General features: G+C 39.1%; 27 protein-coding genes. 13 read left to right on the top strand and 14 right to left on the bottom strand.

Annotated elements, in window-relative coordinates:
• Positions 1 to 100: 100 nt before the first annotated feature.
• Positions 101 to 1,555, bottom strand: a complete 1,455-nt coding sequence (locus CDG59_RS00140) for a coniferyl aldehyde dehydrogenase (protein WP_087542795.1) — start codon at positions 1,553 to 1,555, stop codon at positions 101 to 103.
• Between the two features lie 121 nt (positions 1,556 to 1,676).
• On the opposite strand from CDG59_RS00140, the gene CDG59_RS00135 reads away from it, so the two are divergent.
• The 5 genes from CDG59_RS00135 to CDG59_RS00115 all read left to right on the top strand — a co-directional run bounded on the left by CDG59_RS00135 (position 1,677) and on the right by CDG59_RS00115 (position 5,406).
• Positions 1,677 to 2,378 carry a TetR/AcrR family transcriptional regulator gene (locus CDG59_RS00135; protein ID WP_087542793.1) on the top strand — a complete coding sequence of 234 codons (702 nt, stop codon included), beginning with the start codon at positions 1,677 to 1,679 and terminating at the stop codon, positions 2,376 to 2,378.
• A gap of 85 nt (positions 2,379 to 2,463) precedes the next feature.
• Complete coding sequence (gene purU / locus CDG59_RS00130) at positions 2,464 to 3,327, top strand: formyltetrahydrofolate deformylase (protein WP_087543100.1); 864 nt, start codon at positions 2,464 to 2,466, stop codon at positions 3,325 to 3,327.
• Between the two features lie 245 nt (positions 3,328 to 3,572).
• On the top strand, positions 3,573 to 4,337 hold the full coding sequence (locus tag CDG59_RS00125; RefSeq protein WP_087542791.1) for an energy transducer TonB: 765 nt from the start codon (positions 3,573 to 3,575) through the stop codon (positions 4,335 to 4,337).
• A gap of 42 nt (positions 4,338 to 4,379) precedes the next feature.
• Positions 4,380 to 5,000 (top strand): MotA/TolQ/ExbB proton channel family protein, encoded by a 621-nt coding sequence (locus CDG59_RS00120; RefSeq protein ID WP_005162437.1) that lies wholly within the window; start codon positions 4,380 to 4,382, stop codon positions 4,998 to 5,000.
• 1 nt (position 5,001) lies between these two features.
• Positions 5,002 to 5,406 carry an ExbD/TolR family protein gene (locus CDG59_RS00115; protein ID WP_087542789.1) on the top strand — a complete coding sequence of 135 codons (405 nt, stop codon included), beginning with the start codon at positions 5,002 to 5,004 and terminating at the stop codon, positions 5,404 to 5,406.
• Between the two features lie 46 nt (positions 5,407 to 5,452).
• Here CDG59_RS00115 and msrA read toward each other — a convergent pair whose 3' ends face one another.
• The 7 genes from msrA to CDG59_RS00075 form a co-directional block, all read right to left on the bottom strand.
• Complete coding sequence (gene msrA, locus CDG59_RS00110) at positions 5,453 to 5,977, bottom strand: peptide-methionine (S)-S-oxide reductase MsrA (RefSeq protein ID WP_087537288.1); 525 nt, start codon at positions 5,975 to 5,977, stop codon at positions 5,453 to 5,455.
• Positions 5,978 to 6,316: 339 nt separating this feature from the next.
• Complete coding sequence (locus tag CDG59_RS00105) at positions 6,317 to 7,372, bottom strand: DUF4105 domain-containing protein (RefSeq protein ID WP_087542787.1); 1,056 nt, start codon at positions 7,370 to 7,372, stop codon at positions 6,317 to 6,319.
• Between the two features lie 20 nt (positions 7,373 to 7,392).
• Entirely contained in the window at positions 7,393 to 7,902 is a 510-nt protein-coding gene (locus CDG59_RS00100) for a dihydrofolate reductase (protein ID WP_087542785.1), read from the bottom strand.
• Between the two features lie 21 nt (positions 7,903 to 7,923).
• A complete protein-coding gene (gene thyA / locus CDG59_RS00095; RefSeq protein WP_087542783.1) occupies positions 7,924 to 8,766 on the bottom strand; it encodes a thymidylate synthase in 843 nt (280 codons plus the stop codon).
• 184 nt (positions 8,767 to 8,950) lie between these two features.
• A complete protein-coding gene (locus tag CDG59_RS00085) occupies positions 8,951 to 9,526 on the bottom strand; it encodes a xanthine phosphoribosyltransferase (protein ID WP_087542782.1) in 576 nt (191 codons plus the stop codon).
• A gap of 88 nt (positions 9,527 to 9,614) precedes the next feature.
• Positions 9,615 to 10,319: a DUF3108 domain-containing protein gene (locus CDG59_RS00080; RefSeq protein WP_087542780.1), complete on the bottom strand. Its 705-nt coding sequence runs from the start codon at positions 10,317 to 10,319 to the stop codon at positions 9,615 to 9,617.
• Positions 10,320 to 10,514: 195 nt separating this feature from the next.
• Positions 10,515 to 11,195 carry a hypothetical protein gene (locus tag CDG59_RS00075; RefSeq protein WP_087542778.1) on the bottom strand — a complete coding sequence of 227 codons (681 nt, stop codon included), beginning with the start codon at positions 11,193 to 11,195 and terminating at the stop codon, positions 10,515 to 10,517.
• A gap of 287 nt (positions 11,196 to 11,482) precedes the next feature.
• Between CDG59_RS00075 and CDG59_RS00070 the strand changes: the two genes are divergently transcribed.
• Positions 11,483 to 12,370 carry a TonB family protein gene (locus CDG59_RS00070; protein WP_087542776.1) on the top strand — a complete coding sequence of 296 codons (888 nt, stop codon included), beginning with the start codon at positions 11,483 to 11,485 and terminating at the stop codon, positions 12,368 to 12,370.
• A gap of 134 nt (positions 12,371 to 12,504) precedes the next feature.
• On the opposite strand, the gene CDG59_RS00065 is transcribed toward CDG59_RS00070, so the two are convergent.
• From CDG59_RS00065 to miaB, 4 genes are all read right to left on the bottom strand, one after another.
• A complete protein-coding gene (locus CDG59_RS00065) occupies positions 12,505 to 12,747 on the bottom strand; it encodes an antibiotic biosynthesis monooxygenase family protein (protein WP_087542774.1) in 243 nt (80 codons plus the stop codon).
• Positions 12,748 to 12,815: 68 nt separating this feature from the next.
• Positions 12,816 to 13,301 (bottom strand): rRNA maturation RNase YbeY, encoded by a 486-nt coding sequence (ybeY, locus tag CDG59_RS00060; protein WP_087542772.1) that lies wholly within the window; start codon positions 13,299 to 13,301, stop codon positions 12,816 to 12,818.
• A 69-nt stretch (positions 13,302 to 13,370) separates the two neighbouring features.
• Positions 13,371 to 14,447, bottom strand: coding sequence for a PhoH family protein (locus tag CDG59_RS00055; RefSeq protein ID WP_087542771.1), 1,077 nt, complete (start codon positions 14,445 to 14,447; stop codon positions 13,371 to 13,373).
• A 39-nt stretch (positions 14,448 to 14,486) separates the two neighbouring features.
• Positions 14,487 to 15,938 (bottom strand): tRNA (N6-isopentenyl adenosine(37)-C2)-methylthiotransferase MiaB, encoded by a 1,452-nt coding sequence (gene miaB, locus CDG59_RS00050; RefSeq protein ID WP_005162399.1) that lies wholly within the window; start codon positions 15,936 to 15,938, stop codon positions 14,487 to 14,489.
• A 299-nt stretch (positions 15,939 to 16,237) separates the two neighbouring features.
• On the opposite strand from miaB, the gene CDG59_RS00045 reads away from it, so the two are divergent.
• The 4 genes from CDG59_RS00045 (at position 16,238) to CDG59_RS00030 (ending at position 20,414) form a co-directional block, all read left to right on the top strand.
• Complete coding sequence (locus CDG59_RS00045) at positions 16,238 to 18,145, top strand: transglycosylase SLT domain-containing protein (protein WP_413772659.1); 1,908 nt, start codon at positions 16,238 to 16,240, stop codon at positions 18,143 to 18,145.
• Positions 18,146 to 18,172: 27 nt separating this feature from the next.
• The gene (locus tag CDG59_RS00040; RefSeq protein ID WP_413772658.1) at positions 18,173 to 18,859 is read left to right on the top strand and encodes a ribonuclease I; all 687 of its coding nucleotides are present in this window, start codon (positions 18,173 to 18,175) and stop codon (positions 18,857 to 18,859) included.
• A 167-nt stretch (positions 18,860 to 19,026) separates the two neighbouring features.
• On the top strand, positions 19,027 to 20,013 hold the full coding sequence (locus tag CDG59_RS00035) for a malate dehydrogenase (RefSeq protein ID WP_005162390.1): 987 nt from the start codon (positions 19,027 to 19,029) through the stop codon (positions 20,011 to 20,013).
• Between the two features lie 158 nt (positions 20,014 to 20,171).
• Positions 20,172 to 20,414 (top strand): DUF2789 family protein, encoded by a 243-nt coding sequence (locus tag CDG59_RS00030; protein WP_005162388.1) that lies wholly within the window; start codon positions 20,172 to 20,174, stop codon positions 20,412 to 20,414.
• 25 nt (positions 20,415 to 20,439) lie between these two features.
• Here the strand turns inward: CDG59_RS00030 and CDG59_RS00025 are convergent, their stop codons facing one another.
• Together CDG59_RS00025 and CDG59_RS00020 are read right to left on the bottom strand one after the other, a co-directional pair.
• On the bottom strand, positions 20,440 to 20,967 hold the full coding sequence (locus CDG59_RS00025; protein WP_087542767.1) for a hypothetical protein: 528 nt from the start codon (positions 20,965 to 20,967) through the stop codon (positions 20,440 to 20,442).
• A 64-nt stretch (positions 20,968 to 21,031) separates the two neighbouring features.
• Positions 21,032 to 21,643 carry a 2OG-Fe(II) oxygenase gene (locus CDG59_RS00020; protein ID WP_087542766.1) on the bottom strand — a complete coding sequence of 204 codons (612 nt, stop codon included), beginning with the start codon at positions 21,641 to 21,643 and terminating at the stop codon, positions 21,032 to 21,034.
• Positions 21,644 to 21,762: 119 nt separating this feature from the next.
• Here CDG59_RS00020 and CDG59_RS00015 point away from each other — a divergent pair, with 119 nt between their 5' ends.
• The 3 genes from CDG59_RS00015 to CDG59_RS00005 are packed head-to-tail and all read left to right on the top strand — an operon-like array spanning position 21,763 to position 24,581.
• A complete protein-coding gene (locus CDG59_RS00015; RefSeq protein ID WP_087542764.1) occupies positions 21,763 to 22,620 on the top strand; it encodes a 23S rRNA (adenine(2030)-N(6))-methyltransferase RlmJ in 858 nt (285 codons plus the stop codon).
• A 49-nt stretch (positions 22,621 to 22,669) separates the two neighbouring features.
• Positions 22,670 to 23,503, top strand: coding sequence for a CDP-diacylglycerol--serine O-phosphatidyltransferase (gene pssA, locus CDG59_RS00010; RefSeq protein WP_087542763.1), 834 nt, complete (start codon positions 22,670 to 22,672; stop codon positions 23,501 to 23,503).
• A gap of 16 nt (positions 23,504 to 23,519) precedes the next feature.
• Entirely contained in the window at positions 23,520 to 24,581 is a 1,062-nt protein-coding gene (locus tag CDG59_RS00005) for a DUF6670 family protein (RefSeq protein WP_087542761.1), read from the top strand.
• Positions 24,582 to 24,718: the final 137 nt, after the last annotated feature.

Raw genomic sequence — 24,718 nt, 5'->3', positions numbered from 1 at the left:
TCATTCAAGGGGCGTTTTATACCAAAAATACGATTAAAAGACAAGCGAATTTGGTAAAAACAGGACATGATCTAGTGTGATAGATCATGCCTTGATCAGCTTAACGGAATAGTGTTTTCAAAAGCAGTTTATGCGTTGGTTTGTTGTACGGCGGCAGAATGAATTTTAAACTATAAAGTTTAGGGTTAACAGGGTTAGACATCACTGAACGTTCGTTAGAGAAGCTGAAGAAGCCTTCTTTACCATGATATTTGCCCATACCCGATGCACCTATACCACCAAATGGTAGATCATCTTGCGCTACATGAGTGAGGGTTTGGTTAATACCAAAATGTCCAGAATGGGTACGTCCTGCAACATAATCAGCACGAGCCATATCAATATCAAAATAGTAGAATGCGAGTGGACGTGGTCGACTATTGATAAATTGAAGTGCATCTTCAATATGTTCATATTCTAGAATAGGAAGAATTGGACCAAAGATCTCATTCTTCATAATTTCCATTTCTGTGGTTACACCTGTGAGTAACGTTGGTGCAATTTTACGAACTTCAGTTAAAGATTCTTTCTTGCTGTTTAACTCGACGATCGTCGCACCTTGATCACGTGCATCTTCTAAATAGCCTTGAAGACGATTGTATTGTTTGTCATTTACAATTGACGTGTAATCTTTATTGTCACGTAGCGTTGGGTACATCGTATTCACAAAGTCGTTATAGTGCTTGGTGAATTCTGCCGTTTTGCCTTTAGGTAGGAACATATAATCAGGTGCAACGCAAGTTTGACCTGCATTCCAAAGTTTACCTACCGCAATACGTTGTGCCACATCACGAATATTCATTGCCGAATGTACAAGAGCAGGCGATTTTCCACCTAGCTCTAAAATCACAGGAACTAAGTTCTGTGATGCTGCTGCCATCACGGTTTTACCGACAGACGTTGAACCTGTGAAAATTAATTTATCAAATGCTAAATGACTAAAGGCATCTGAAATCGCGCCACCACCATTGATAACACTCACAAGTTCCTGAGGAAATACTTCTGCAAGTGCATTTTCCAATACAGCACCAAACTGAGAAGATGCACTCGAAATCTTGATCATGGCATGATTGCCTGCAGCGATTGCGCAGATCAATGGGCCAACTGAAAGTAATAATGGATAGTTCCATGGTGCAATAATACCAATCACACCTAATGGTTGATATTGTACCCAGCCTTTTGCAGGTTGGTGTAACATACTGATATGGCGCTTAGAGGGCTTCATCCACTCAGTTAAGTTTTTGCTATAGTATTTGATATGTTCTAAACATGTTAGAACTTCGCCAATTTTGGTTTCCATAATGGCACGATTGCCATAATCTTGACTAATTGCGTTAGCAAATTGATCTTGATATTTTACCAAGATATTTTTAAGTCGAGCTAAGCGCTCAATACGTTCTTTGGCGCTTGGCACAGGATAGCGTTGGTAAGCTGCTTTTTGCTGTTCAAGCAAATCATGTAGCCGTTTCACATCAACATGAGGTGTCATAGCGGTTGTTTTTGTTTGACTGTTCATAAGAGTGGACCAAAAGAAAGCTTATTATTTTTTAATTTTTAGAGTAAATACTCTAAAGTGTCAAGTCGCTTTATAGGTTTGTTTTATAACCTATTGATAATGTTATAGATGGTTAAACTCAATGTCTCACGCTAAACCGAATAAAACAAAAGATAGAATTCTGCATATCAGTTTGCAGTTGTTTAATGAGCGTGGAGAACGTTCGGTCACAACCAATCATATTGCTGCTGAACTCGGAATTAGCCCAGGCAATCTTTACTATCACTTCCGTAATAAACAGGAAATTATTAAAGAATTAGCACAGCAATATCAGGCTGAAACCTTGGAGATGTTAGCCTTGCCAACGGATCGACCTTTAAATGCCAATGATAAAATTAGTTATTTCCAAGTTTTGAGTAATCAGTTGTGGGCTTATCGCTTTATTCACCGTGATGTCTATCATCTTGTTGAAAATAATGAAGACTTCAGAAAAATATATCCTCGTTTTGCAGGGCAGGTGATGCAGCAAGGGCAAAAAATTTATCGTGCCTTTGTGGATGCCGGTTTGATGAAGATGACTGATTCAGAAATTGAAGCTTTGATTATCAACTTGTGGATTGTACTCACCAACTGGACTAACTTTTTATATATGTCAGGTCATATCAGTGACAACAACCATTTGGAAGAAAAATGGGTATGGCAAGCTTTACGACAAATGGTGTTCTTGGAAGGCCCGTATTTAATGGGTGAAAGTCGTCAAACGTATGAACAATTATTAAAGTCTTTAGGCCCATCTGACTTGTTTGCGAGTTTATCTAATCTGAAAAATGATAGTGATGAATAAGTGATAGGTATTTAGTCACAAGCAAAAAAGAGCTAGAATGCTCGGCTTGATTTTAACTTTGATTCGAATAAGTGATATTAACCACATGAACACGACGACCGCCCATACCGCACGATTACTGATTACTTGCGAAGACAAGCCTGGAATCGTGCAAGCTGTATCGAGCTTTTTGTATCATCAGGGAGCAAATATTACCGCACTTGATCAGTACGCAACAGAAGCTCAAGGCGGGCGTTATTTTATGCGTGTTGAGTTTGAACTTGATCATTTACATTCTCGTAAAGAAGCATTGATGCAAACATTTGCTGCCAATGTTGCTGAACGTTATGAAATGCAATGGAAATTGACTTTTGTTGGTGAACTAAAGAAAGTAGGTATCCTCGTTTCTAAAGTGGATCATGCTTTATTAGAGCTTTTATGGCGTCATGCACGTGGTTCATTGCCATGTGAAATTACTCAAGTGATTTCAAATCATGAAGCGTTACGTGAGTCTGTTGAAAACTTTGGTATTCCATTCCATGTTGTGCCTGTGAATAAAGACAATAAAGTCGAAGCTTATGCACAAATTAATGACATGATGCAAGGCAATGATTTACTGATCTTAGCGCGTTATATGCAGATTCTGAGTGAAGATTTTGTTGCGCAGTGGGAAATGAAGATTATCAATATTCACCATTCATTCTTACCTGCTTTCGTAGGGGCAAATCCTTATAAGCAAGCTTATGAGAAAGGGGTGAAGTTGATTGGTGCAACAGCACATTACGTGACTGCTGATCTCGATCAAGGTCCAATTATTGAACAAGATGTTGAACGTGTTAGCCACGATTACAATATAGAACAGTTACGTGAGTTAGGCGAAGACGTTGAGCGTAATGTATTGGCTCGCGCTGTAAAATGGCATTTGGAAGATCGTATTATTGTAGATGGTAATAAAACGGTTGTTTTCTAAACCAAATAGATTTTTAAAAAAGCATGCTTTAAAGCATGCTTCTTTTATATTAATAACGCTATGTTATAACATTTTATTTTAATAAGTGTAAATTGATCAATCAATTAAAAGATGTTCACAAAAAAATAGTTGCAAATGAAAACACTTCTCATTTATTATTGCGCCACTTTAATTGTTCTATCCGATGACTGAAATCGTTTTTCACTTTGTAAAGATTTCACCATCTATTAGGTACTTAGATTCTTATGAGTCAATCTCCTGCGATATTGAATATGCCACACTCGATGAAAAAGAAGATCATCACTGCACTTGTAGCGGTTGTGATTGGACATGCAGGAGTTCTGTGGGCAGTTAGCCACATGAAGCCAATTGAGTTAAAACCGATTGAGAAAAAGCCACTCAAGGTTAAGTTTGTTAAAATTACGGAACCACCTAAACCAGAACCACCTAAGCCGAAAGAAAAGCCAAAACCTCAACCTAAAAAGGAAGTGAAAGAAGTAAAAGTGATTGATAAGCCTTTACCTCCACCACCGAAAAAAGTTGACAAAGTACAACAGGTCAAAGCAGAAACACCAAAAAAAGTAGTGCAAAAGACTGAACCTAAAGTCGAATCCAAAGTTGAAACGAAGGTTGTTAGTACAACTGTGACAGAAAAGCCAGTGGAAAAACCACAACCTGTTGTACAACCAGAAGCGCCTAAACCACAGCCAGCTGCTGATTCTTCACCAAAACGAGTTTCTATCGGGGGGACAGGTATTCAATGGAGTAGATCTCCAAGAGTATCATTTACTTCGAAAGATTTAGAAAATCAAACACGCTTAATTACGATCTATATCGAGGCAGATGAAAAAGGTAAAGTAACCAATGCTCGAATTACTCGTAGTAGTGGTTTACCGAGTCTTGATGAAAAGGCTTTACGTGCTGTTAGAAGTTCAAAGTTTAAACCGTATATGGAAAATGGTATTGCTTATCCAATCAAAACAGAGCAACCGTTTGAATTTAATCCTTAATAAATTTGCGTCCTAGTGACAGATTAAATCAGGAGTTCGTATATGAACTTTTCAGTTTATTGGCAACATGCAGATGCAGTGAGTAAAACCCTGTATTTCATCCTTTTAGCAATGTCGATTGCAACGTGGACGATCTTTATTCTACGTCTATTAGGAACACGCCAATTAAAACAACAGGCTTACAGTCAACTTGTTCAAGCTTTGGCTCAGCTTAAATCTAAGTTACAACCTTTGACCTTTGAACAACGCAAAGCGGTTGCTGAGCAAGCTTTACTTCGTCAAATCTCAGCTGAAAAATCTCAAGCAGAAAAAGGTGTATCTGTTCTTGGAACAATTGCTTCGCTTGCGCCATTTGTGGGTTTGTTTGGGACTGTTTGGGGTATTTTCCATGCACTTGTCGCTGTAGGTACGAGCGGTCAGGCGGGTTTAGCTCAAGTTGCAACTCCTGTTGGTGAAGCATTGATCATGACTGGCTTGGGTTTATCTGTGGCGATTCCTGCGGTATTGGCTTACAACATTTGTGTACGTTTCAATCGTGGTTTAGCACATGATTTACAAGATCAAGCACATAGCTTGTTAATCGATACGATGTTGCAGCAAGAAACACCTGCAAAGACAGAAACTAAAGCGACTCAACAAAGTTTAGTTGGAGGTCAAGCTTAAGATGGGCTTTCAATTGGGTGAAGACCACGACAGTGGCATGAATGAGATGAATCTCATTCCTCTGATCGACATTATGTTGGTATTGATGATTATCTTTTTAGTCACAGCAACGGTTGCTAACCCATCAATTCCATTAGCTTTACCAAAAACGACCGCTGACATTGTAGACCCACCACCGAAAGCAATCACCATCAGTATTAATGAAAAAGGTGAAGTGGCATGGGATGCTCAAATTATTAGTTTGGATGAGTTACAGACGCGTTTCCAAGAAGCAGCAAAAGCAGAAGCAAAACCGACAGTACAGTTACGTGCTGATAAAGAATCAAAATACGATACAGTAGCGCAAGTCATGTCACGGGCGAGTGAAGCAGGGTTGAGTGATATTGCATTTGTGAGTGAAAACTAAAATTTATTTCATAAAAAAGCAACTCAGTGAGTTGCTTTTTTTATGCTTACTCTGTTTTGAGTAGTTCGAGATATTTTGAACGCAATTTTGACAGTTTTGGTGGGATGCTAAAATTGCAGTAACCTTGTGATGGGTTACGGGCATAAAAATTTTGATGGTATTCTTCAGCAGGGTAAAATGTTGGTGCTGGGCTAAGTTCAGTTACGATATTGAGACCATCATTTTCTAAATCTTGAATAATTTTCTCCGCTTGCTGCTTTTGTTCATCATTAAAATAATAGACAACAGAACGGTATTGGGTGCCAACATCATTACCTTGACGATTTAAAGTAGTTGGATCATGGGTGGTAAAGAAAACATTTAGGAGTTGAGTATAATTGATTTGCTGTTCATCAAAGTCAATCAATACAACTTCTGCATGTTGAGTATTACCTTGGCAAACTTGATCATAACTTGGATTGTGAACGATACCACCAGCATAACCACTCACAACTTTTTCGACGCCTTTTAGTTGTAGAAAAACAGCTTCTACACACCAAAAGCAACCTCCACCGAATAGTGCTTGTTGCATAAATTTTCCCAATTTTTAATTCTAAGAATACTAATAAAGTATACGAAGTCAATGAAAAGTAAAAGCCCATCATCAATCAGAGATTTAGCTTTTTATGTCAAAAAATCAAATAACTGATTCAGTATCCCTTATAAATTTCATAAAAATTCACCTAAGCCTGAGCGTATTTTTCCTATGTATTCATGATGTGGTATTTCTATCCACGATCTTGCAATAATTTGCGAGGATGATTGTGGATTCGCGATCATCACGTGAATGCATACATCTTGATTGATTTAAATCAATCAAAATGGACTATAGAAGGAGATTGAGTATTGTTTTGTTAAAAAGCGAAATGGACTAATTTGCTTTTGGTAATCCATGTCGAATGATTTTCGAAAAATATTCACTGGATTGATCTGGTTGTTGTTCATATTTTTCAGCACGTGTATTGATCCATGCCAATTGATACCATTCTTTCATACTATAATTTTGATTAAGTGCTTGTAGATCAAAAAGATAATTGGGTAAATAGCCGGAAGCCAGTAAACGATAATCTTTAGGTAAAGTTTGTGGGTTGATCGCTTGGATCATGTCAAAAACGAGCGTTGTACAGTTACTGGTAAGCGTGTTGTACCATTTTGCTTCAGCACGTAACTCATCTGCTTTATGTAGATATTCGATAAATAGCGCTTTACGTTCAGTCTGAGGCATTCTTATTGGAAATAAATAAACTTGTTCATGACGAATATTACTTCGCGTATAAATCAGATCTTTTTCATCAGAAGCCACTAAACTGAGTTCATATTTACGGAAGAAGCCACCAATCGCGGAAAATTCTTCTCCTTTTTCTTTGCGAATCTCGATAGAAAAAACCAAAGGTTTTTGATCTGAGAAATCGAAACTCACTAACGTATGCGCGATTTGAGGTCCCATCCAGTAGGATGTGATGACATTGATGCCTGTAATTTTATCTAGGTCAATTGTACGATTTTCCCAGCGAATGTCATAAGTGCCGTCTTTATGCCAATTAAAATTACGCACATTATGCAGCTGTACTAGATTGCCTTGCTTTTGGTAAGTAAGCTGCTCAGCGACTTCAGGATTCCAGTCAAGATCTTGTCGAGCCTCTAATGAAAAATACCAGACCAGTGAACAGGCGAAGGCAACACAGTAAATTAAAAGATCAGTACGGCGACTAAAAATATGCCCACTGACATAAACACCAAGTAGGCTAAGTGCAAACAGTGCCCAAAGAATGATAATGATTCGGCTGAAGATTGTTCCAAAAGGATGTTGAATCCAGAATGCCAGACATAACCAAATACTTGAGAGGATCACAAATAAGGCAAAAAAACTGTGTAATAGCCCAATGCCTAGCGCCAGTAAAAACTCACGTGATCCAATATTATGCATGATGACGCGCGATCCATTTTTTATTTTTGGTAGGTCGCAAACTCGAAAGCAATATTTGATTTTTCATCAATGTGTTGTTCTGAGTTTACTTTGCGAAAATCCTCAGAGATTTTTGGGTAATGTGCATCACCTTGTACATCTAGATCAACATGGGTTAATTCAAGACGATCAGCAATTGCGAGGGTCTGGGTAAAAATCTCTCCCCCCCCAATAATAAATAAAGATGCTTTTTCAGCGTGTTGTACGTCTGTAAGTGCATGTGTCAAAGCATCTTCAATGCTATGTGCTACTTTAACACCCTCAAATTGCCATTCTAAATCACGCGTGATGACCCAATTCACTCGGTTGGGAAGAGCACGTCCCATAGACTCTAAAGTTTTACGCCCCATCAAGACAACACCGCCTTGGGTAATCGCTTTAAAGTGTTTGAGATCAGCTGAGATATGCCACGGTAAAGCATTGCCCTTGCCAATACAGTTGTTTTTATCCATTGCGACTACGTGGACAACTTCAATACCTTGCCATGCCATTTTATATTCTCTCTGATCGATTTAAACTGCGACGGGTGCTTTAATAGCAGGGTGTGACTCATAGCCAATAATTTCGATATCCTCAAATTTGAAGTCAAAAATATCAGTAATTTCGGGATTGAGTTTTAATTGGCATAAGGGTAGAGGCTCACGTGTAAGCTGTAATTGTGCTTGCTCAAAGTGATTAGCATATAAATGAGTATCACCACCTGTCCAAACAAAGTCACCTACACCTAAGCCGCAAACTTGAGCAATCATATGTGTAAGTAGGGCATAACTGGCAATATTAAATGGCACGCCTAGAAAAACATCTGCGCTCCGTTGATACAACTGGCATGATAGTTTGTTATCTTGTACGAAAAACTGAAACAAGGTATGGCAAGGTGGTAAAGCAACTTTAGCTGCTTCATTTGGGTTCCAACCCGAGACGATCAAACGACGTGAATTAGGATTAGTTTTAATTTCATTCACAAGCCATTGAATCTGATCAAAACCATTTTGCTGATAGCTACCATCTTCATTTTGGGTTGCGCCAAAGTTACGCCATTGATGCCCGTACACAGGACCAAGTTCACCCTCAGGGCGACCAAAACGTGCAGTTTGTTCTGCGGTTGCCCATTCATCCCAAATACTGACTTTATTATCTTTGAGATATTGAACGTTGGTATCACCTTTTAGAAACCATAGTAGTTCAATCACGATAGATCGGAAGTGTACTTTTTTTGTCGTTAATAGTGGAAAGCCTTTAGAAAGATCAAACCGCATTTGATGACCAAATACTGAACGAGTACCCGTACCTGTACGATCGCCTTTATCGCCGCCATTGTCGAGGATATGTTGTAAAAGGTCTAAATATGTACGCATAACTTTCTCTAAAACATTCTCTGTGGTTAATCAAGATAGGTGTTGAAACCAGTGAATATGGGGCAGCAAAATTGTTGTCATGATACCTTGATTGCGCTTGGCATGACACTTGCGATGTGTAGTATTTTTTCATTTTCCAATATAAAAAAGAGCGCTTAAGGCGCCCTTTCGTTAGCAGTCAGGCTTATTCTGTGATAAAGCTAACTTTGCCATCAGTCAAAGACTCAACACGCGCTAAAGATTCAACACGATAGCCTTTTTCAAATAACACATCACGACCTGGTTGGAATGACTTTTCAATTACGATACCCACACCCACAACTTCAGCATTTGCTTGGTGAATCAAATCGATTAAACCTAATGCCGCTTGACCATTTGCCAAGAAGTCGTCAATTACAAGCGCTTTATCTGTTGCGTTAAGATGCTTGTTAGAGATCGCGATAGTGCTTTCAGTTTGTTTGGTGAATGAGAACACTTTAGAACGGTAAAGATCATCTTTGAGTGTTAAAGATTGGTATTTACGCGCGAAAATTACTGGAACACCCAGCTCCAAGCCAGTCATGATTGCAGGTGCAATTCCTGAAGCTTCGATCGTAATAATTTTAGTAATGCCTGCATCTTTAAAACGAGCAGCAAACTCTTTACCAATCTGTTGCATTAACACGGGGTCAATTTGATGATTTAAGAAAGCATCAACTTTCAAAACCTGATCAGATAGAACGATACCTTCATTTAAGATTTTCTGTTCTAAAGCGTACACGGGAGAATCCTCTAAACGGATGCTTTTTCAAGCAAAGGCATATTTTAAAAAGCATCTAAAAAATTGCAAGCTAAAATTGACCATATGGTTAGTTGGTTTTACCTGAATAGCCTGTTAATAATAAGCCATAAGAAGATTTCCCATCATTATGTGCCATTTTGACAGGTAGGTAATCAAGTTTTGGTGCTAACCAAAATACCGTATTACGTTCTGGTTTATCGTGTTGCATAACGACTTTAATGGTGCTGAACGTCCCATAATTGGTTTTGATGGTCTCCGTGCCTTGCTTAACAAAACGGCGTTCATCTAAAGCTTTTGCATCAGCAATTAAATATTTGGTTCTAAGTGAATTACTTTTTAAATCCTCACGGATTTGCAATTCAGCATTCAGTTCATCTAACGCACCTGCTTGCCATGGGAATGAGCGGGCGGTGTCATCTTTTTTCGTATTCACAACTTTAGTGTTTGGATTAAAGTTAATACTCATCGTATTACTGTGAATTAAGATTTTGCTGCTGCGGCTAAACTTTTGTGAAGTAATTTTATTATCCACAAAGCTAAATTGACTCGTTTCCGAGGCTGAGGCAATTCCGCCTGCTTTTGCGCTAAACTGATAGGTCCAATTATGTCCTTGTTGCGAAAGTGTACGTGTCGCTGAACCGAGGTTTTTGTTGTTGTAGCTAAATTGATAGCTTGCTTGGAAAGGTGCCATTGCTAGAGCATGGCTAGACATGCTGACACTGAACAGGGCAGCCGACGTAATACTCACTACTTTCAATAATTTCTTTGTCATCACGCTATACATCCTTTGAATGATCATCAATGAGCAATCATTCATTTATCATTAAGATTTGTGATTATTATGCCTGTAGATTATGAAGAAAAAATCAGGTTTTTTACTCAATGCTTGTTAATTTTTCGTATAAATCATGATGGTATTTGAGTAAGTGGCATAAATCTGAAATTCATACCACCCTATTCAATACGATTATTTTCTAGTGTCTTTTTGCTGAATTGGTGTGACTTCTGTGTCATCTAATCCCTCTTCATCAAAGTCATCTTCATTTGGCGGATACAAAATGGCAGCCAAATTGACGTTCCCCCAAACAATCAGTTCAGCTGGACGGACTCTGGCGCGGTTTACATGAACTTTGCTCAGCGTTTCAATAATACTCGGTTTCTTTTTAAACCAGCGATTTAAATCTAAATAAAGCAATTCATCTTTGACTGAAACAACTTCAAAATGCTCTAAGATTTTTCCTAGAGGATCTTCATCACGAAATTTTTGGTAATACCAAATCGCAATATAAAATCCCCATTTTTGGAAAATATTCTTAAATGATGCTTCAATCATTTGTGTATTACTAATTTGTTCGAACACCATCAGTTGAACATCTTTATTCATTTCCATTTGAATAAGTTTTAAATCAACGGATAAGGTGGTATGTAGCCCTTTAACATCAATCGTGGAATATAAACGTAGCCATCCATCATATAGATCAGCGTGTAGATCTTGAATAATTCCAACTTTTTCTGTGACATAACGCTCCATTGTCGCATTCACAAATACCTGTGAAAGTGCAAATTCTCTTTCTTCTTCAATGAATTCTTCTGCTTTTTGGTAAACTTTACGTAGACGTTTAACAACGGATGAAATTAGCGTTTGCATAAAAGTTGTTCCAGAAAGTGAATTGATTATAGATTTTTTGATGTTTCTAACCGAACTCAATCATCAACAAATCTGAATGCAATACCACGATCTTTGTATTAGCTAAAAAATAAAAATAAATTTCTGACTTGCAGTGTAGCAAAATTAATTGCTACATTTTCATAAAATGATGGTACGGAAACACTGTGACTATAAGTGGATCACATTTTTTTAATATTTTGAATATTAGTTTGGTTTTATACGGTGATTGCTGTTGGGGATGAGACATATTTTGTCGCTTGAATGCCATGTGGAATAAAAGAAATTTTCGTTCAGTACTGTCCCCTTACTGGTGGCAAGATCCAATTTTTATCGGGGCAGTTGCGTTAGCGATGCTTCTACATGGTGCTGTGCTTGCCATTCAGTTCGCAATGCCATCACCTACAGATACATCAACCAAAGAAATCGCAGTTACGGTTCGTACAAGTCAAGAAAAAGTCAAAGATGCCGATTTCTTGGCGCAAGCTGATCAAAAAGGTTCAGGTGACTTTCGTGAAGCACATCGCATGTCGAGTGATATGCCAGCTTCGATGGAAGCAGATGCGACAACAGGAGAGTCTGAGCTCGAAAGTTTAGAGAAAGTCCAGCAAAAACGAGAATTAAAATTTGAAGAAAAAGTGCTCATGACGGTTTTAAGCTGGCAGAAGCAAGTAGAGCAAACTGAACGTAAAAAAACCTTAGATGAGTTACAGAGTCAATTTCAAGCCAAAGCCGCGATGGTTGCGAGTTTGGAAGCACAATATTTACAACGTCAGCAAAATTTTAGTCGTAAACAACGTATTAAAACAGTAGATGGGATTCAGGCAAAACAAGATGCGTCAGCAGCTTATCTTGATAAATTTCGTCAGAAAGTTGAACTATACGGTAATCGTTATTATCCAGATGAAGCGAAACAACAACATTTATCGGGTGAAGTACGTTTAATGGTGATCCTGAATGCACAGGGGGGTATCCGTGCTATTCGTCTCATTGAAGGCTCAGGACATGCGATTCTGGATGATGCGGCAAAAGCTTCGGTGCGCCGTGGAGCACCTTTTGGACCCTTTGATAATGATATGAAAAAGGACATTTCTGAATTACGAATTATTCGAACATGGCGCTTTGATCCTGTCGATGCGGAATTTGAAGTACATTAAAAAGGTGTACTATTACTCAAGGCGCACCACGTAACGCAACATTAACCTTACGTTATCAATTTTAAAAATAGATAATAAAAAAGCGGCTGAATTCAGCCGTTTTTTATTGAAGATGTGGATAAGTTTACATCTATTCACAAGCTATTTTGATTTGAATGAGCACGTTCAACTGTGCAGATTTCAACACTAAAATCCCGATACCATTTTTCTTTACCCAAACGCTGAGCAACTAAATGTTCTGCAGCGCGTTGCCACTGCTTGATATCTTCAAGGCCATGCCAGTAAGACAACGCAATTTCAAAACCATTTTCATTACACGCTTCAAATTTGACACAGTTAAATTGACTCAAGGCTTTATTTCTTAGCTTCTGTGCCATTTCAAATTAAGTTGCATCAAGTTGTTTGATCGTAGCTTTAAAAATAACGATATACATAGTGTCTTAAATTAGCTTTCATCGGCTTGATAAGGGTTGGCAATCCCTAGTTTTTTTAAAATCTCAATTTCTAAAGCTTCCATTTCTTCTGCTTCAGCTTCACTGGTTTCGTGATCGTAGCCAAGTAAATGTAAAACGCCATGAACCAATAAATGCGTGAAATGATCAGTTGGTGTTTTTTGCTGTTCTGCTGCTTCTTGTAAAACCACAGGGATACAAATCACCAAGTCACCCAAAGGTTCAGCATTCAGTAAACTCAGCATTTCCTCTGGAATATCACTTGGAAAGGACAGTACATTGGTGGGTTTGTCTTTCTCGCGGTATTGTAGATTCAACTCGTGGCTTTCTGCGAGGTCCACGCAGGCAATTCCGATTTCGCAGTCTACGTCGAAACCGACATGACGGAGTGTGGTTTCAATCTGCTTTTTAATTTGACCACGTTTTAGTGGTAATTCATTCGCTTGAAAGTCTTGTTGAAGACTTAAATTGATTTTCAAAATAGATCCTTAAAATCGTCCCCCTGATATGCGATTAAAGTATTGCAATAAAAGGGGGGAGGGGGATTTTTAAATGTGTTGCGCATCTGCCGCAGAATCATTTTCTGCAATCAATGCTTCTTGTTTGGCTTTGCGTTCGGCACGGGCTTCAGCAGACAGGCGTTGCTGTTCACTGTCCCAACCTTCGTAAGCCTCAACAATTTTTTGTACCAATTGGTGTCGTACCACATCACGAGAATGGAAACGCGTGATATGAATCTCATGGACATTTTCCAGTACACGTAATGCTTGTGCTAAGCCCGATTGTTGCCCACGAGGTAAGTCAACCTGTGTCACGTCACCTGTAATCACAGCACGCGAACCAAACCCTAAACGAGTCAAAAACATCTTCATCTGTTCAGGGGTGGTGTTTTGTGCTTCATCTAAAATGACGAATGAGTGGTTCAGCGTACGTCCACGCATGTAGGCAAGCGGAGCAACTTCAATCACTTGGCGTTCAATCAGTTTGGCCACTTTTTCAAAGCCCAGCATTTCATAGAGAGCATCGTAAAGTGGACGTAAATAGGGATCGATTTTTTGGGTCAAGTCACCCGGTAGAAAACCGAGTTTCTCGCCAGCTTCAACCGCAGGACGAACCAGTAAGATTCGTTGGATTTCATTACGCTCTAACATATCCACTGCAGCAGCAACTGCTAGATAAGTTTTACCAGTCCCTGCAGGGCCAATCCCGAAGGAAATATCGCTTTGTAAAATACGTTGTACATAACGCTTTTGATTGGCACCACGAGGATTGATTCGCCCTTTGCGGGTCTGTAACCAAACGCTATCTAAGCCTGTATGTTCTTGTTCGGAATCATCCATGAAATCACGATCTGTCTGTGAACCTTGAATCATCAAATGCAGGACATCGGCACTAATTTGTGGGGAAATTTCTGATTCTTGATAAAGCCGTTGCAATAGTGCTTCGGCTCTTTCAACTGTTTCTATATCACCGTCTAGATAAAAGGCATCGCCTCGGTGAGTAATTTTGACATCTAAACGTTGTTCGATTTGCTTTAAATGCCCGTTGTATGCACCGAGCATTCGTTTTAAATGTTCCATGGAAATTTCAGGGAACGTTACAGTACGTTTAATCGCTGAAGTCAAGAGAAACCCTTTTAGCTCACGTGTAGGAATACCCTTACATTACGCCACGTCAGGTTCAAGATTCAAGAGTTCACCATAAACTAAATTTAAAGTTTTAATTTCAGTGATCTCAATCTCTGCGAAACGTCCAACCCATGTCGCATCACCGATAAATGTAACCAAACGAGTATTGTCTGCTGTGCCAACCAATACATTTGGATCTTTATCCGATACTTTTTCAATCAAGACACGTTCAATTTTACCCAGCATAGCATCAGTTTTATCAATACTTGATTGTTTGATCACTTGCTGAACTTGAGCCAAACGGTCTTTTTTCACCTGTTCTGGGGTATCATCTGGCAGGTCAGATGCAGGCGTACCAGGGCGTTTTGAATAGACAAAACTATATGAATGATCAAAATCTAAATCTTTAATAAACTGTAATGTTTCCGCAAAGTGTTCATCTGTTTCACCCGGGAAACCAATAATGAAGTCGCTAGATAAATGCATATCTGGGCGAACTTTACGTAATTTGGCAATTTTATCAATGTAGACATCAATGGTGTGGTTACGTTTCATGGCTTGCAACACATCGTTGGAACCACTTTGTACTGGCAGATGTAAATGTGAAACCATTTGTGGTAAATCACGATAGCATTGAATTAAATCATCAGAAAACTCAAGCGGATGAGAAGTCGTATAGCGTAAACGTCCAATACCTGGAATTTCTGCAACTAAACGCAGCAGTTCAGGGAAAGTGCAAATTTCACCTTCAAAGGTTTCACCACGATAGCCATTCACGTTTTGACCAAGCAAGCTGATCTCACGCACGCCTTTTTCAGCTAAGCCCGCGATTTCAGCCAATACATCATCGAGTGGACGAGAAACCTCTTCACCACGAGTATAAGGTACCACACAGAATGAACAGTATTTAGAGCAACCTTCCATGATTGAAACGAATGCTTTAAAGCCTTCCACACGTGGCTCAGGTAAAAAGTCGAACTTTTCAATATCTGGGAAAGAAATATCAACCAGCTTGATTTTTTCTTTCTTTGGCTTTTCAACTTGAGCTTGATGCTGATCCAACATTTGTGGCAAACGATGCAAGGTTTGTGGACCAAATACCATATCGACGTATGGTGCACGTTTTTGAATGTTGTCACCTTCTTGAGATGCAACGCAGCCACCGACACCAATCACCAGATCAGGATTCTGTTCTTTGAGTTTACGCCAACGACCTAAGCCACTGAACACTTTTTCTTGTGCTTTTTCGCGAATTGAGCAGGTGTTCATGAGCAGAATATCTGCATCATTTGGATTGTCAGTGAGCACATAACCATGTGAATCACCCAATAAGTCTGCCATACGATGACTGTCATACTCATTCATCTGACACCCTTGCGTTTCAATATATAATTTTTTAATTGAAACATCAGTGGTGTGCGTTGGCTGGGTAACAGTGTTTTCTGAAGCAGCTTTTACAGCACTTGGAATGAATGTTTGAACCGTCATGCAGGCTCCTAAACAAGGTGGATTTAAACAAACCGCGGATTATAGCAGTATTTTTGTAAGAACGCAGAGAATAAAAAACTGACAAAAATGGACAGTTTATGAATAAAATTGGATGAATTTTAATGAATATGAATCAGTAAGTTACATAACACAACAATAGTTGGTACTTAGACTTATTACACTATAATGGCGGGCAAAATTGAGCAAACGTATTGATGAAGATGAATAAGCAACATGATTTTACAACAATCATGATCAATAAACTGAGTAACAAGAAAAGCTTCCGTCGACTTGTTGCGATGGGCGGCGTGGTGATCTGCTCATCTGTATATGCTCTAGACGAACAATTTAATGATGCTCTACGTGCTGCGAGTTCTGGCAATGTTGCATTGCTCGATCAATATCAATATGAAATGCAAAATGATGTATTAGGTTATTACCCTGAGTATTGGAAATTGAATACCAACCTAGGGCTACAACCTGCTTCTTCAATTATCGCTTTTGCGCAACGTTATCCTCAATCAGCGATGGCTGAAAAATTAGCAGCAGATTATGTCGAAGAAAAAGTAAAACAAGCCAGTTTTAATGAAGCAAAACCTGTACTCAGCTATGTCACTAATCCTGACCAAGAAGAGAGTTGTGCGGTTGCACAAGTCCGTGCCAAAACGGGGGATAGTCTAGTTTTTGCTGAATATAAAGATATTTGGTTAACGACAAGTACACAGCCTGAATCGTGTAATGGTTTAGGGCGACTGATGTTATCTAGTCCTCTGATGACTGCTCAAGATCGTCAACAACGACTTTGGGGACAACTGCGAGCGGGCCAATCTGGTTTAGCGATTGCGACCGCTCAAACTATAGGTTTGGATTTGTCCTTGGCTCAATTGAATCAGATCCAATCTAATCCATTGGCATATTTATGGAATGCTCCTAAAGCCAGCGATGCTGATTATGCATATCTAATTTTTGCATTGGGACGTGTCGCAGATAGTAATTTCACCAATGCTTTAGGAAATATTCAGCGTGTTGCACAAGATACGCCTCAACCTGTACAAAAATATTTATATCGTACGCTAGGTTATGTGGGTGGAACGACGGTCATGAAGAATGGCTTTAACCGAGAAGTGTTAAATGCCTATGATCAAAGTTATGGTTATCCATTTAGTCCAGAAGAGGCAGAAATTTATGCACGTCAAGCAATTCGTTTTGGTGCTTGGGAAAGTTTAATTCGTGCAATTGATGCCATGTCAATCACGCAGAAACAAGAAGATCGTTGGCAGTACTGGCTTGCGCGTGCTTCTGAACAGCGCTCAGATGCTGCTTCAAAGCAAGCTGCTCAACAGCTTTATCGTAAGCTGGCACAAGCTGGGGATGACTACCATAATTTGCTAGCTAAAGATCGTTTAGGCGAACGTTATAATCATCAGCCTTATAACGAGCAACCAAGTTCACAAGATATTCAACGTTTAAACCAAAATATCCACTTTAAACGTGCATTCGCGTTAAAAAATATTGATGCACCAGCAAATTACATTAATCGCGAATGGAATTGGGCAGTCCGCCAAGCGTATTTGCAGCATGATGATGGTTTACTTTTAGCTGCCGCTAAGCAAGCGCATGATATTGGTTGGTATGACCGAGCAATCTATGCCGCAGATCGTACAACCTCGCGCCATAATGATACTTATCGCTATACAACACCACACCGTAGTAATGTCACGAGTCACAGTTACAATGCTGGTATTGATCCAGCTTGGGCATATGGTTTAATGCGCCAAGAAAGTCGGTTTGTTACATCCGCACGTTCACATGTGGGTGCAGGTGGTTTAATGCAAATTATGCCGAATACTGCAAAGTTAGTTGCACGCCAAATGGGTGAAACTTATAACCCAGCGGCTCTAAGTGAAATGAATATCAATATTCGTTATGGGACATACTATCTGTCAATGATTCAAAGCCAACTGAGTGGCAATGCTGTATTAGCAACAGCAGGTTACAATGCTGGCCCAAATCGTGCAAAACGATGGCAGCCAGATTTTCAAACCATGGCGGCTGATCAATACACAGAAACGATTCCATTGTTGGAAACACGTGATTACGTCAAACATGTGATGACCAATGCGACGCATTATGGTGTTGTGTTAGGGCTAGGCGCGCAATCCTTAGAAAAAAGGATGGGAACAATACCTGTGCGCAATGAACCTTAGGGAAACAAAGACATTTAATTTGAAACAATGAAGTTTTTATATTTGATGAAATTTATGAATTTATTCAAGGGACGGTTAGTTCGATCATTGCAGATCTTGATCTGTTATTTGGTCATGTCACTTGCTGCGCCGTTACATGCTGCAGAGAACCCTGATATTTCGGGTTATGTGATGCATGTTCAAATGACTCCTGCAGCTTGTTCCTTTGATTCATCAAGACAAAAACAGCGTAAATGTTTAGAAGGTTATTCTCTTACTATCGCAAGCTTATTGCCAGAAGTTCCTTTAAATCGGGATTGTTCCACTAAAACCTCTGCGAAATTATCTCCCTTACAAGCTAAAGTCGTGGCGCGTGTAATGCCCGATGAAAATGCACGTGTGCAGTTATGGCAGGAAGTGGGGGGGTGTACATCGATGAATGCCAGTCAATATTTTAGAACGATTATTAATTTTGCTGAGCGCTTAAAAGTACCTGCTGATTTAACGAGTCCGAATACCATTGAAGTGCAAAAAGAAAACCTTCGACAACAATTTATGAAATTAAACCCGTCATTACCTCCTACAGGAATTCGCTTTACCTGTCAGTCTTCAAAATTTGATTCCATGTTGACTGAGATTCGGGTGTGTTATCAAAAAAATGGGCAATACAAACAATGTGCAAGTCATATTGTGACGGGATGTCCAAATGAATTTACAATTAAAGGCAGTTATTAAGCTTTTTCTTCACTTAATTTGTATTTTCTATCAGACTTTTGTTGAAATCCATTCTCTTTTAAATGCATCTGTGTTTGCTTTAGAGTACAATATTTGCCGTTTATGATAATTCGATTGAACCACTTTAGCGTTCAATTGTGCAAACGCATCTCATTGGAGAATATCACATGAAGCAACCCGTTCGTGTTGCCGTTACAGGCGCTGCAGGTCAAATTGGTTATAGCTTATTATTCCGTATCGCAAGCGGTGAAATGTTAGGTAAAGATCAACCTGTAATTTTACAATTGCTTGAAGTTCCTTTTGAGAAAGCTCAACAAGCGCTTAAAGGCGTAATGATGGAACTTGATGACTGTGCTTTCCCTTTATTGGCAGGCATGATCGGGACTGATGATCCTAAAGTTGCATTTAAAGATGCTGACTATGCTTTATTAGTTGGTTCACGTCCACGTGGTCCAGGTATGGAACGTGCTGACTTATTAAAAGTAAATGGCGAAATCTTTATTGGTCAAGGTCAAGCACTTAACGAAGTTGCTAGCCGTGACGTTAAAGTATTGGTTGTAGGTAACCCTGCAAATACCAATGCATACATCGCAATGAAATCTGCTCCAGATCTTCCAGCGAAAAACTTTACAGCAATGTTACGTCTTGACCACAACCGTGCGTTAACTCAACTTGCTCAAAAAGCGGGTGTTGCAGTTTCTGACATCGAAAATATGACAGTTTGGGGTAACCACTCTCCAACAATGTATGCTGACTACCGTTTTGCTAAAGCAAATGGCGAAAGCTTAAAAGACAAAATCAACGATGCTGCTTGGAACAAAGATGTATTCCTTCCTACAGTTGGTAAACGTGGTGCTGCGATTATCGAAGCGCGTGGTTTGTCTTCAGCTGCTTCAGCTGCGAATGCTGCAATCGATCATATGCGTGATTGGGCATTAGGTACAAATGGTCAATGGGTAACTATGGGTATTCCTTCTGACGGTTCTTATGGTATTCCAGAAGGCGTTATGTTTGGTTTCCCTGTAACAACTGAAAACGGTGAATACAAAATCGTTCAAGGTTTAGAAATCGACGAGTTCAGCCGTGAGCGTATCAACTTCACGTTAAATGAACTTGAAGAAGAACGTGCTGCAATTGCAGACATGTTGAACTAATTTATCAGTTTGATAGATTGAAAAAGCACCTTTCATAAGGTGCTTTTTTCATGCTAACTACACACAAAAAACAACAATAAAATATAGGCATCTTTCTGTATGTTAGCAGTATTACTGTTAAATTATTTCTATGAAGTAACTTGTTTGGGAGAATAACAATGTTTGAACAACAACCAACACTTGAGCTTTTATTTGAGCAGCTTGGACTGGAGGCAGATGATGCCTCAATTGAAAGTTTTATAAAAACCCATCAGCTCAGTGCTGACCAGAAATTACATGAAGCTGAGTTTTGGAGCGTAGGTCAGCGAGATTTTCTAAAAAGTCATTGGCACAAAGATGATGAATGGGCCATTGTGATTGATGAACTGAATCAACAGTTGCATGTAGACAGTACCAAATAATGATTCAGTAAAAATAAAGCTCACATCAGTGAGCTTTATTGCGTAATAGGGTGCTAAACCATTCTTCTTTGCGGACTTCACCAAAAGCAGGATGAAGCTGCAATAACTCTAAATCATGTTCTAAGCAAGATACGTATTTCGTTAGCCAATGCCGTGTTAATGCTGGTTCTTGCTTCGCAGCTGAAGCGTAAGCCAAGAAGAAATAAATCTCTAAGTGTTCTGTATATGCCAAAGGTTTAAGAATTTGCTGTGTAATTAAAGCAAAACGCTGCTCTTTGGTTATCTCAAAGTAAATCATATACGCTTTGGCTAAACATAAAGACAAATTCAAATACAAACTTAATGGCATTTCATCATATTCAATACGTGCTTGTTCAAGCAGTACGATTGCTTCCTGTAAGAAGTGTAATTGTTCCTGACGTACATGGCTGAGTACGACTAGCTGTAAACGCAGATCAGCACGCTCTAAAGCAAGTTCAGGACTATTGTTCTCTAAAAAGAGCTGGTCAGTTTCACCAATTCGTGCAATGACTTGTTTCGTCTCATTCGACATGTATTGATCCATAATCATCAGTTATGCTTAGCTATATAAGGCTGTTTTCTTGAATTTAAAGGGCTTAGCCCTGATTCCAGATTGAGCCTCCACTGCGTAACCATGCAGTAATCGACAAGCGCTGGTGTTTTGAGCGTAGAACCTCATGTAATAAATCGCTCTGGAAAATCGCCAGACGATTAGGCGAGGGCTGGATAATATGCCATTGACCATTTTTATCCTGCAAACGTAATTGACCACCCCAATCTTCCTGCCAATCTTTATGTAGATAAAAAACGGTTGAAATCATGCGGTCATTTTTCTGTTGCGGATTATCACGATGTAAAGCATAAAATTCACCTGCGTTATAGCAGGCAAAATGTGCTTCTACTTCTTTAATCCCAAGATAAAACGCCTGATTTAACGCTTGTGAGAACTCTTCTAAAGCTTGGATATGCTGTTGGGCAATCGGTAACTGACCATCAATCCATAGAATATGGTCACTACGGATATGACTGACAACGCCGTTTTGTACTCCTGCTGCTCTGAATTCAGCAAGATGGGTGCTGCATTCTTGTACTAGTGATTCCACATATTCAGCCGAGTAGACATCATCAATTAGAGCAAAACCAAATTCATTTAAATCATCTAAAATTTGATTTAAGTTCCATGAACTTGTGAAAGAGGTTTGTTGCATAGAACTCCAGTTCATTAGTAAGTTGATTACAGTGCAATTTTAGATGATCACATCAACGCTAAAGAATACTTTTTTCTTTCATGTTAAACTATCTTTTGAATTGAGGAATAATTGTCAACATGAATTACCGTCACCATTTCCATGCGGGTAACTTTGCCGATGTTATGAAGCATGTACTTTTGCTTCAACTGCTCGCTCGTTTAAATGCTAAAGATAAACCTTATCGATATATCGATACCCATGGTGGTGCAGGTAAATATGATTTATCTACGTCTGAAGCACAAAAATCAGGTGAGTTTTTAACGGGTATCCATCGATTGGTCAAGCTTGATGATTCGATTAAACGTAATGCACCTGAAGGCATAAAACAATATCTTAAAATTGTTGAAGATATGCGTGCAGGTTCAGGTAAAGGCGCTTATCCAGGTTCACCTTGGTTTGCGCTTGAAGGCATGCGTGATATTGATAAAGCAACTATATTTGAATTGCAGCGTGATGTGTTTCAACAATTGTATTTTAATATCCGCGATAAACGTGCGGGCTTACATGAGCGTGATTTTTATGAAGGTCTGATGGGTGTCATTCCACCTAAAGAAAAACGCGGATTGGTCATGATTGACCCACCTTACGAAATTGAGCGTAAAGACTTCCCACAATTGGTTGAAATTCTCCAAGCCGCACATAAAAAATGGCCAACAGGTGTGTTTGCAGTTTGGTATCCAATCAAAGATCGCGCCATGATTGAACGTTTTGAAAAGAAAATGTTCAAAACAGGAATTCGTCGCCAATTAATTTGTGAAATTTGTGTTTGGCCTGATGACACGCCAGTTGGCTTGAATGGATGCGGTTTACTCGTGATTAACCCCCCTTGGAAATTCTCTGAAGATGCAGACCAAGCCTTACAATGGCTATTCCCGCATTTACGTATGAGTGAAAATGGTGGTCATGCCGCTGTGCGTTGGTTGGTGGGTGAATAACCCATCTCGCCACTAAAGAAGTCAAAATATTCTCGAGGAATTGAAAATAATGACAAATTCTCTTAAACCTGATGCTGATTTAAATGAAGAAGACCATTCTTTTGATGGCATCACCTTTGAAGTAGAAGAAGAAGAACAAACGCATGAAGGGCAAAAAGTAAAACGCCGTGGTATTTATTTATGGCCTAATCTTATTACCACGGCAGCGTTGCTTTCTGGTTTTTACTCCATTATTGCGAGTATGAATGGCAACTTTAATCAGGCGATTTACGCAATCTTTTTAGCTGCATTGCTTGATGGATTAGATGGTCGAGTTGCACGCGCAATCGGTGCGCAAAGTGCATTTGGTGAGCAGTATGATTCACTTTCTGACTTATTAGCTTTTGGTGTTGCACCAGCGATTCTGATGTATAGCTGGAGTTTACATGACCTTGGACGTATCGGTTTAGCTTGTTGTTTTATTTATACCGCGTGTGCTGCATTTCGTTTAGCACGTTTTAATGTGCAAATTGGTGTGGTGGATAAGCGTTACTTTATTGGAATTGCTAGCCCACTTGCAGCAGTGACGGTGATCTCAATGGTCTGGGTGGGACGGGATTTTCCCTTACTATTTGACTTAAAGGACATCGTGGTTCAGGTTGTGAACTGTGTTGTCATGGTCAGTGTTGGCTTGTTGATGATTTCAAATATCAAATACTATTCATTTAAACAAATGGATCGTAAACGTGTACCTTTTGTTGTGATGTTGCCTGTGGTCTTGATTTTTGCGGCAATCACGTACAACATTCCAGTAGGGATCTTGATTGTATGTATTCTTTATGTACTTTCAGGCTTTGTAACGACTTTATTTGCAAAAAAGAATGAAGCAAAAATAATAACTTAGAAAAGAGAGGTTCAGTATGCCAATATTGATGAATAACAATCAATTAAAGCGGCTGAACCTCAATAAGTCAGAAGCTTTAACATTCTATCCGCCAAAAGGCTTATTTAAAATTGTTTATCAAGCTTTAATTCTGCCGAATTTACCTGAGCCCTTTTATTACTTAAATTTTATTAGTCTAATCGGTCAACCTCGCATTCCGATTTGTTATAACGCCAGTGCTATTACTACGACGGCAATTGATACTGCGACCGTTTTGGTCAGTAGTAGTGCCTCAACTGTTGGACATCTCAAAAGTTATAGTGCCAAAGAGCAGTGTCAATTGGAGCAAGACCGTTATCAGTTTTTAGATGTAGATCAAATCCAAGTTGATTTCCCAAATTATTATTTTAAGCGTGATGATGATGAGCTCGGTTGTCAACTCCAAGTGAATATTGACTCTGAAATAGAAAATCATTCAGCTTTACAATGGGGAGTTGGCGATTATTGGTATGTGCGTTGCCAATGTGAAGGGGAAATCACCTATAAAAAACAAAAGTATCAAATTGAAGCACAGGGTATTTTAAAACATGCTAGAGCCATTCATTTGCCTTTTATAGCTTTTCATTTTTTTACCTATCAAATCATTCAGATTAATGCAGATTTGCAAATTATTTTGTCCGAACTCAGAAACCAGTGGAATAGTATTATTTTTTCTCGGATTGAAATTCAGTCGAATGAACAGCAATCTCGACTTTATGATGATCAAGTCATTTTTGATGTCAGCCGTGTTTATCCAAAAGTACAAACACCAAATGGACGAGATATGTATTTACCACGAGAATTTAGTTGGCAATATTCAGAAAAGGACGTTGTTGTCTTTCAACTAACAGCACAAAGTCGAGGTGATTATAAATTTGGTTTGGCAGCAGGTTATGTGGGCAGCTTTCACTATCAACTCTTATGGGACAATCGGAGTTATGAGGGCACGGGATACTGTGAATATATCGATTGCAGACCTTTACACTGGCAAGAAAAAAATAAAACTGAGCAAATAATCGACCAAATCGCACATTTTCAGCCTTATTTGTGTAAAAAATAATCGGTTGATGCGATAAGTGAAATAAATTTGAATAAATCCCTTGCACCTTCCCTGAAATGCTGTAGAATGCACATCCATCGGCGGTGATGCAGATAAAAACTTGTTGAGAAACAAGGATTTGGCTAGATTAGTTAGGT

Source organism: Acinetobacter sp. WCHA29 (assembly GCF_002165335.1).
Classification (GTDB): domain Bacteria; phylum Pseudomonadota; class Gammaproteobacteria; order Pseudomonadales; family Moraxellaceae; genus Acinetobacter.
The sequence above is the reverse complement of the archived record's forward strand: the minus strand, read 5'-3'. Positions and strand labels throughout refer to the sequence as shown.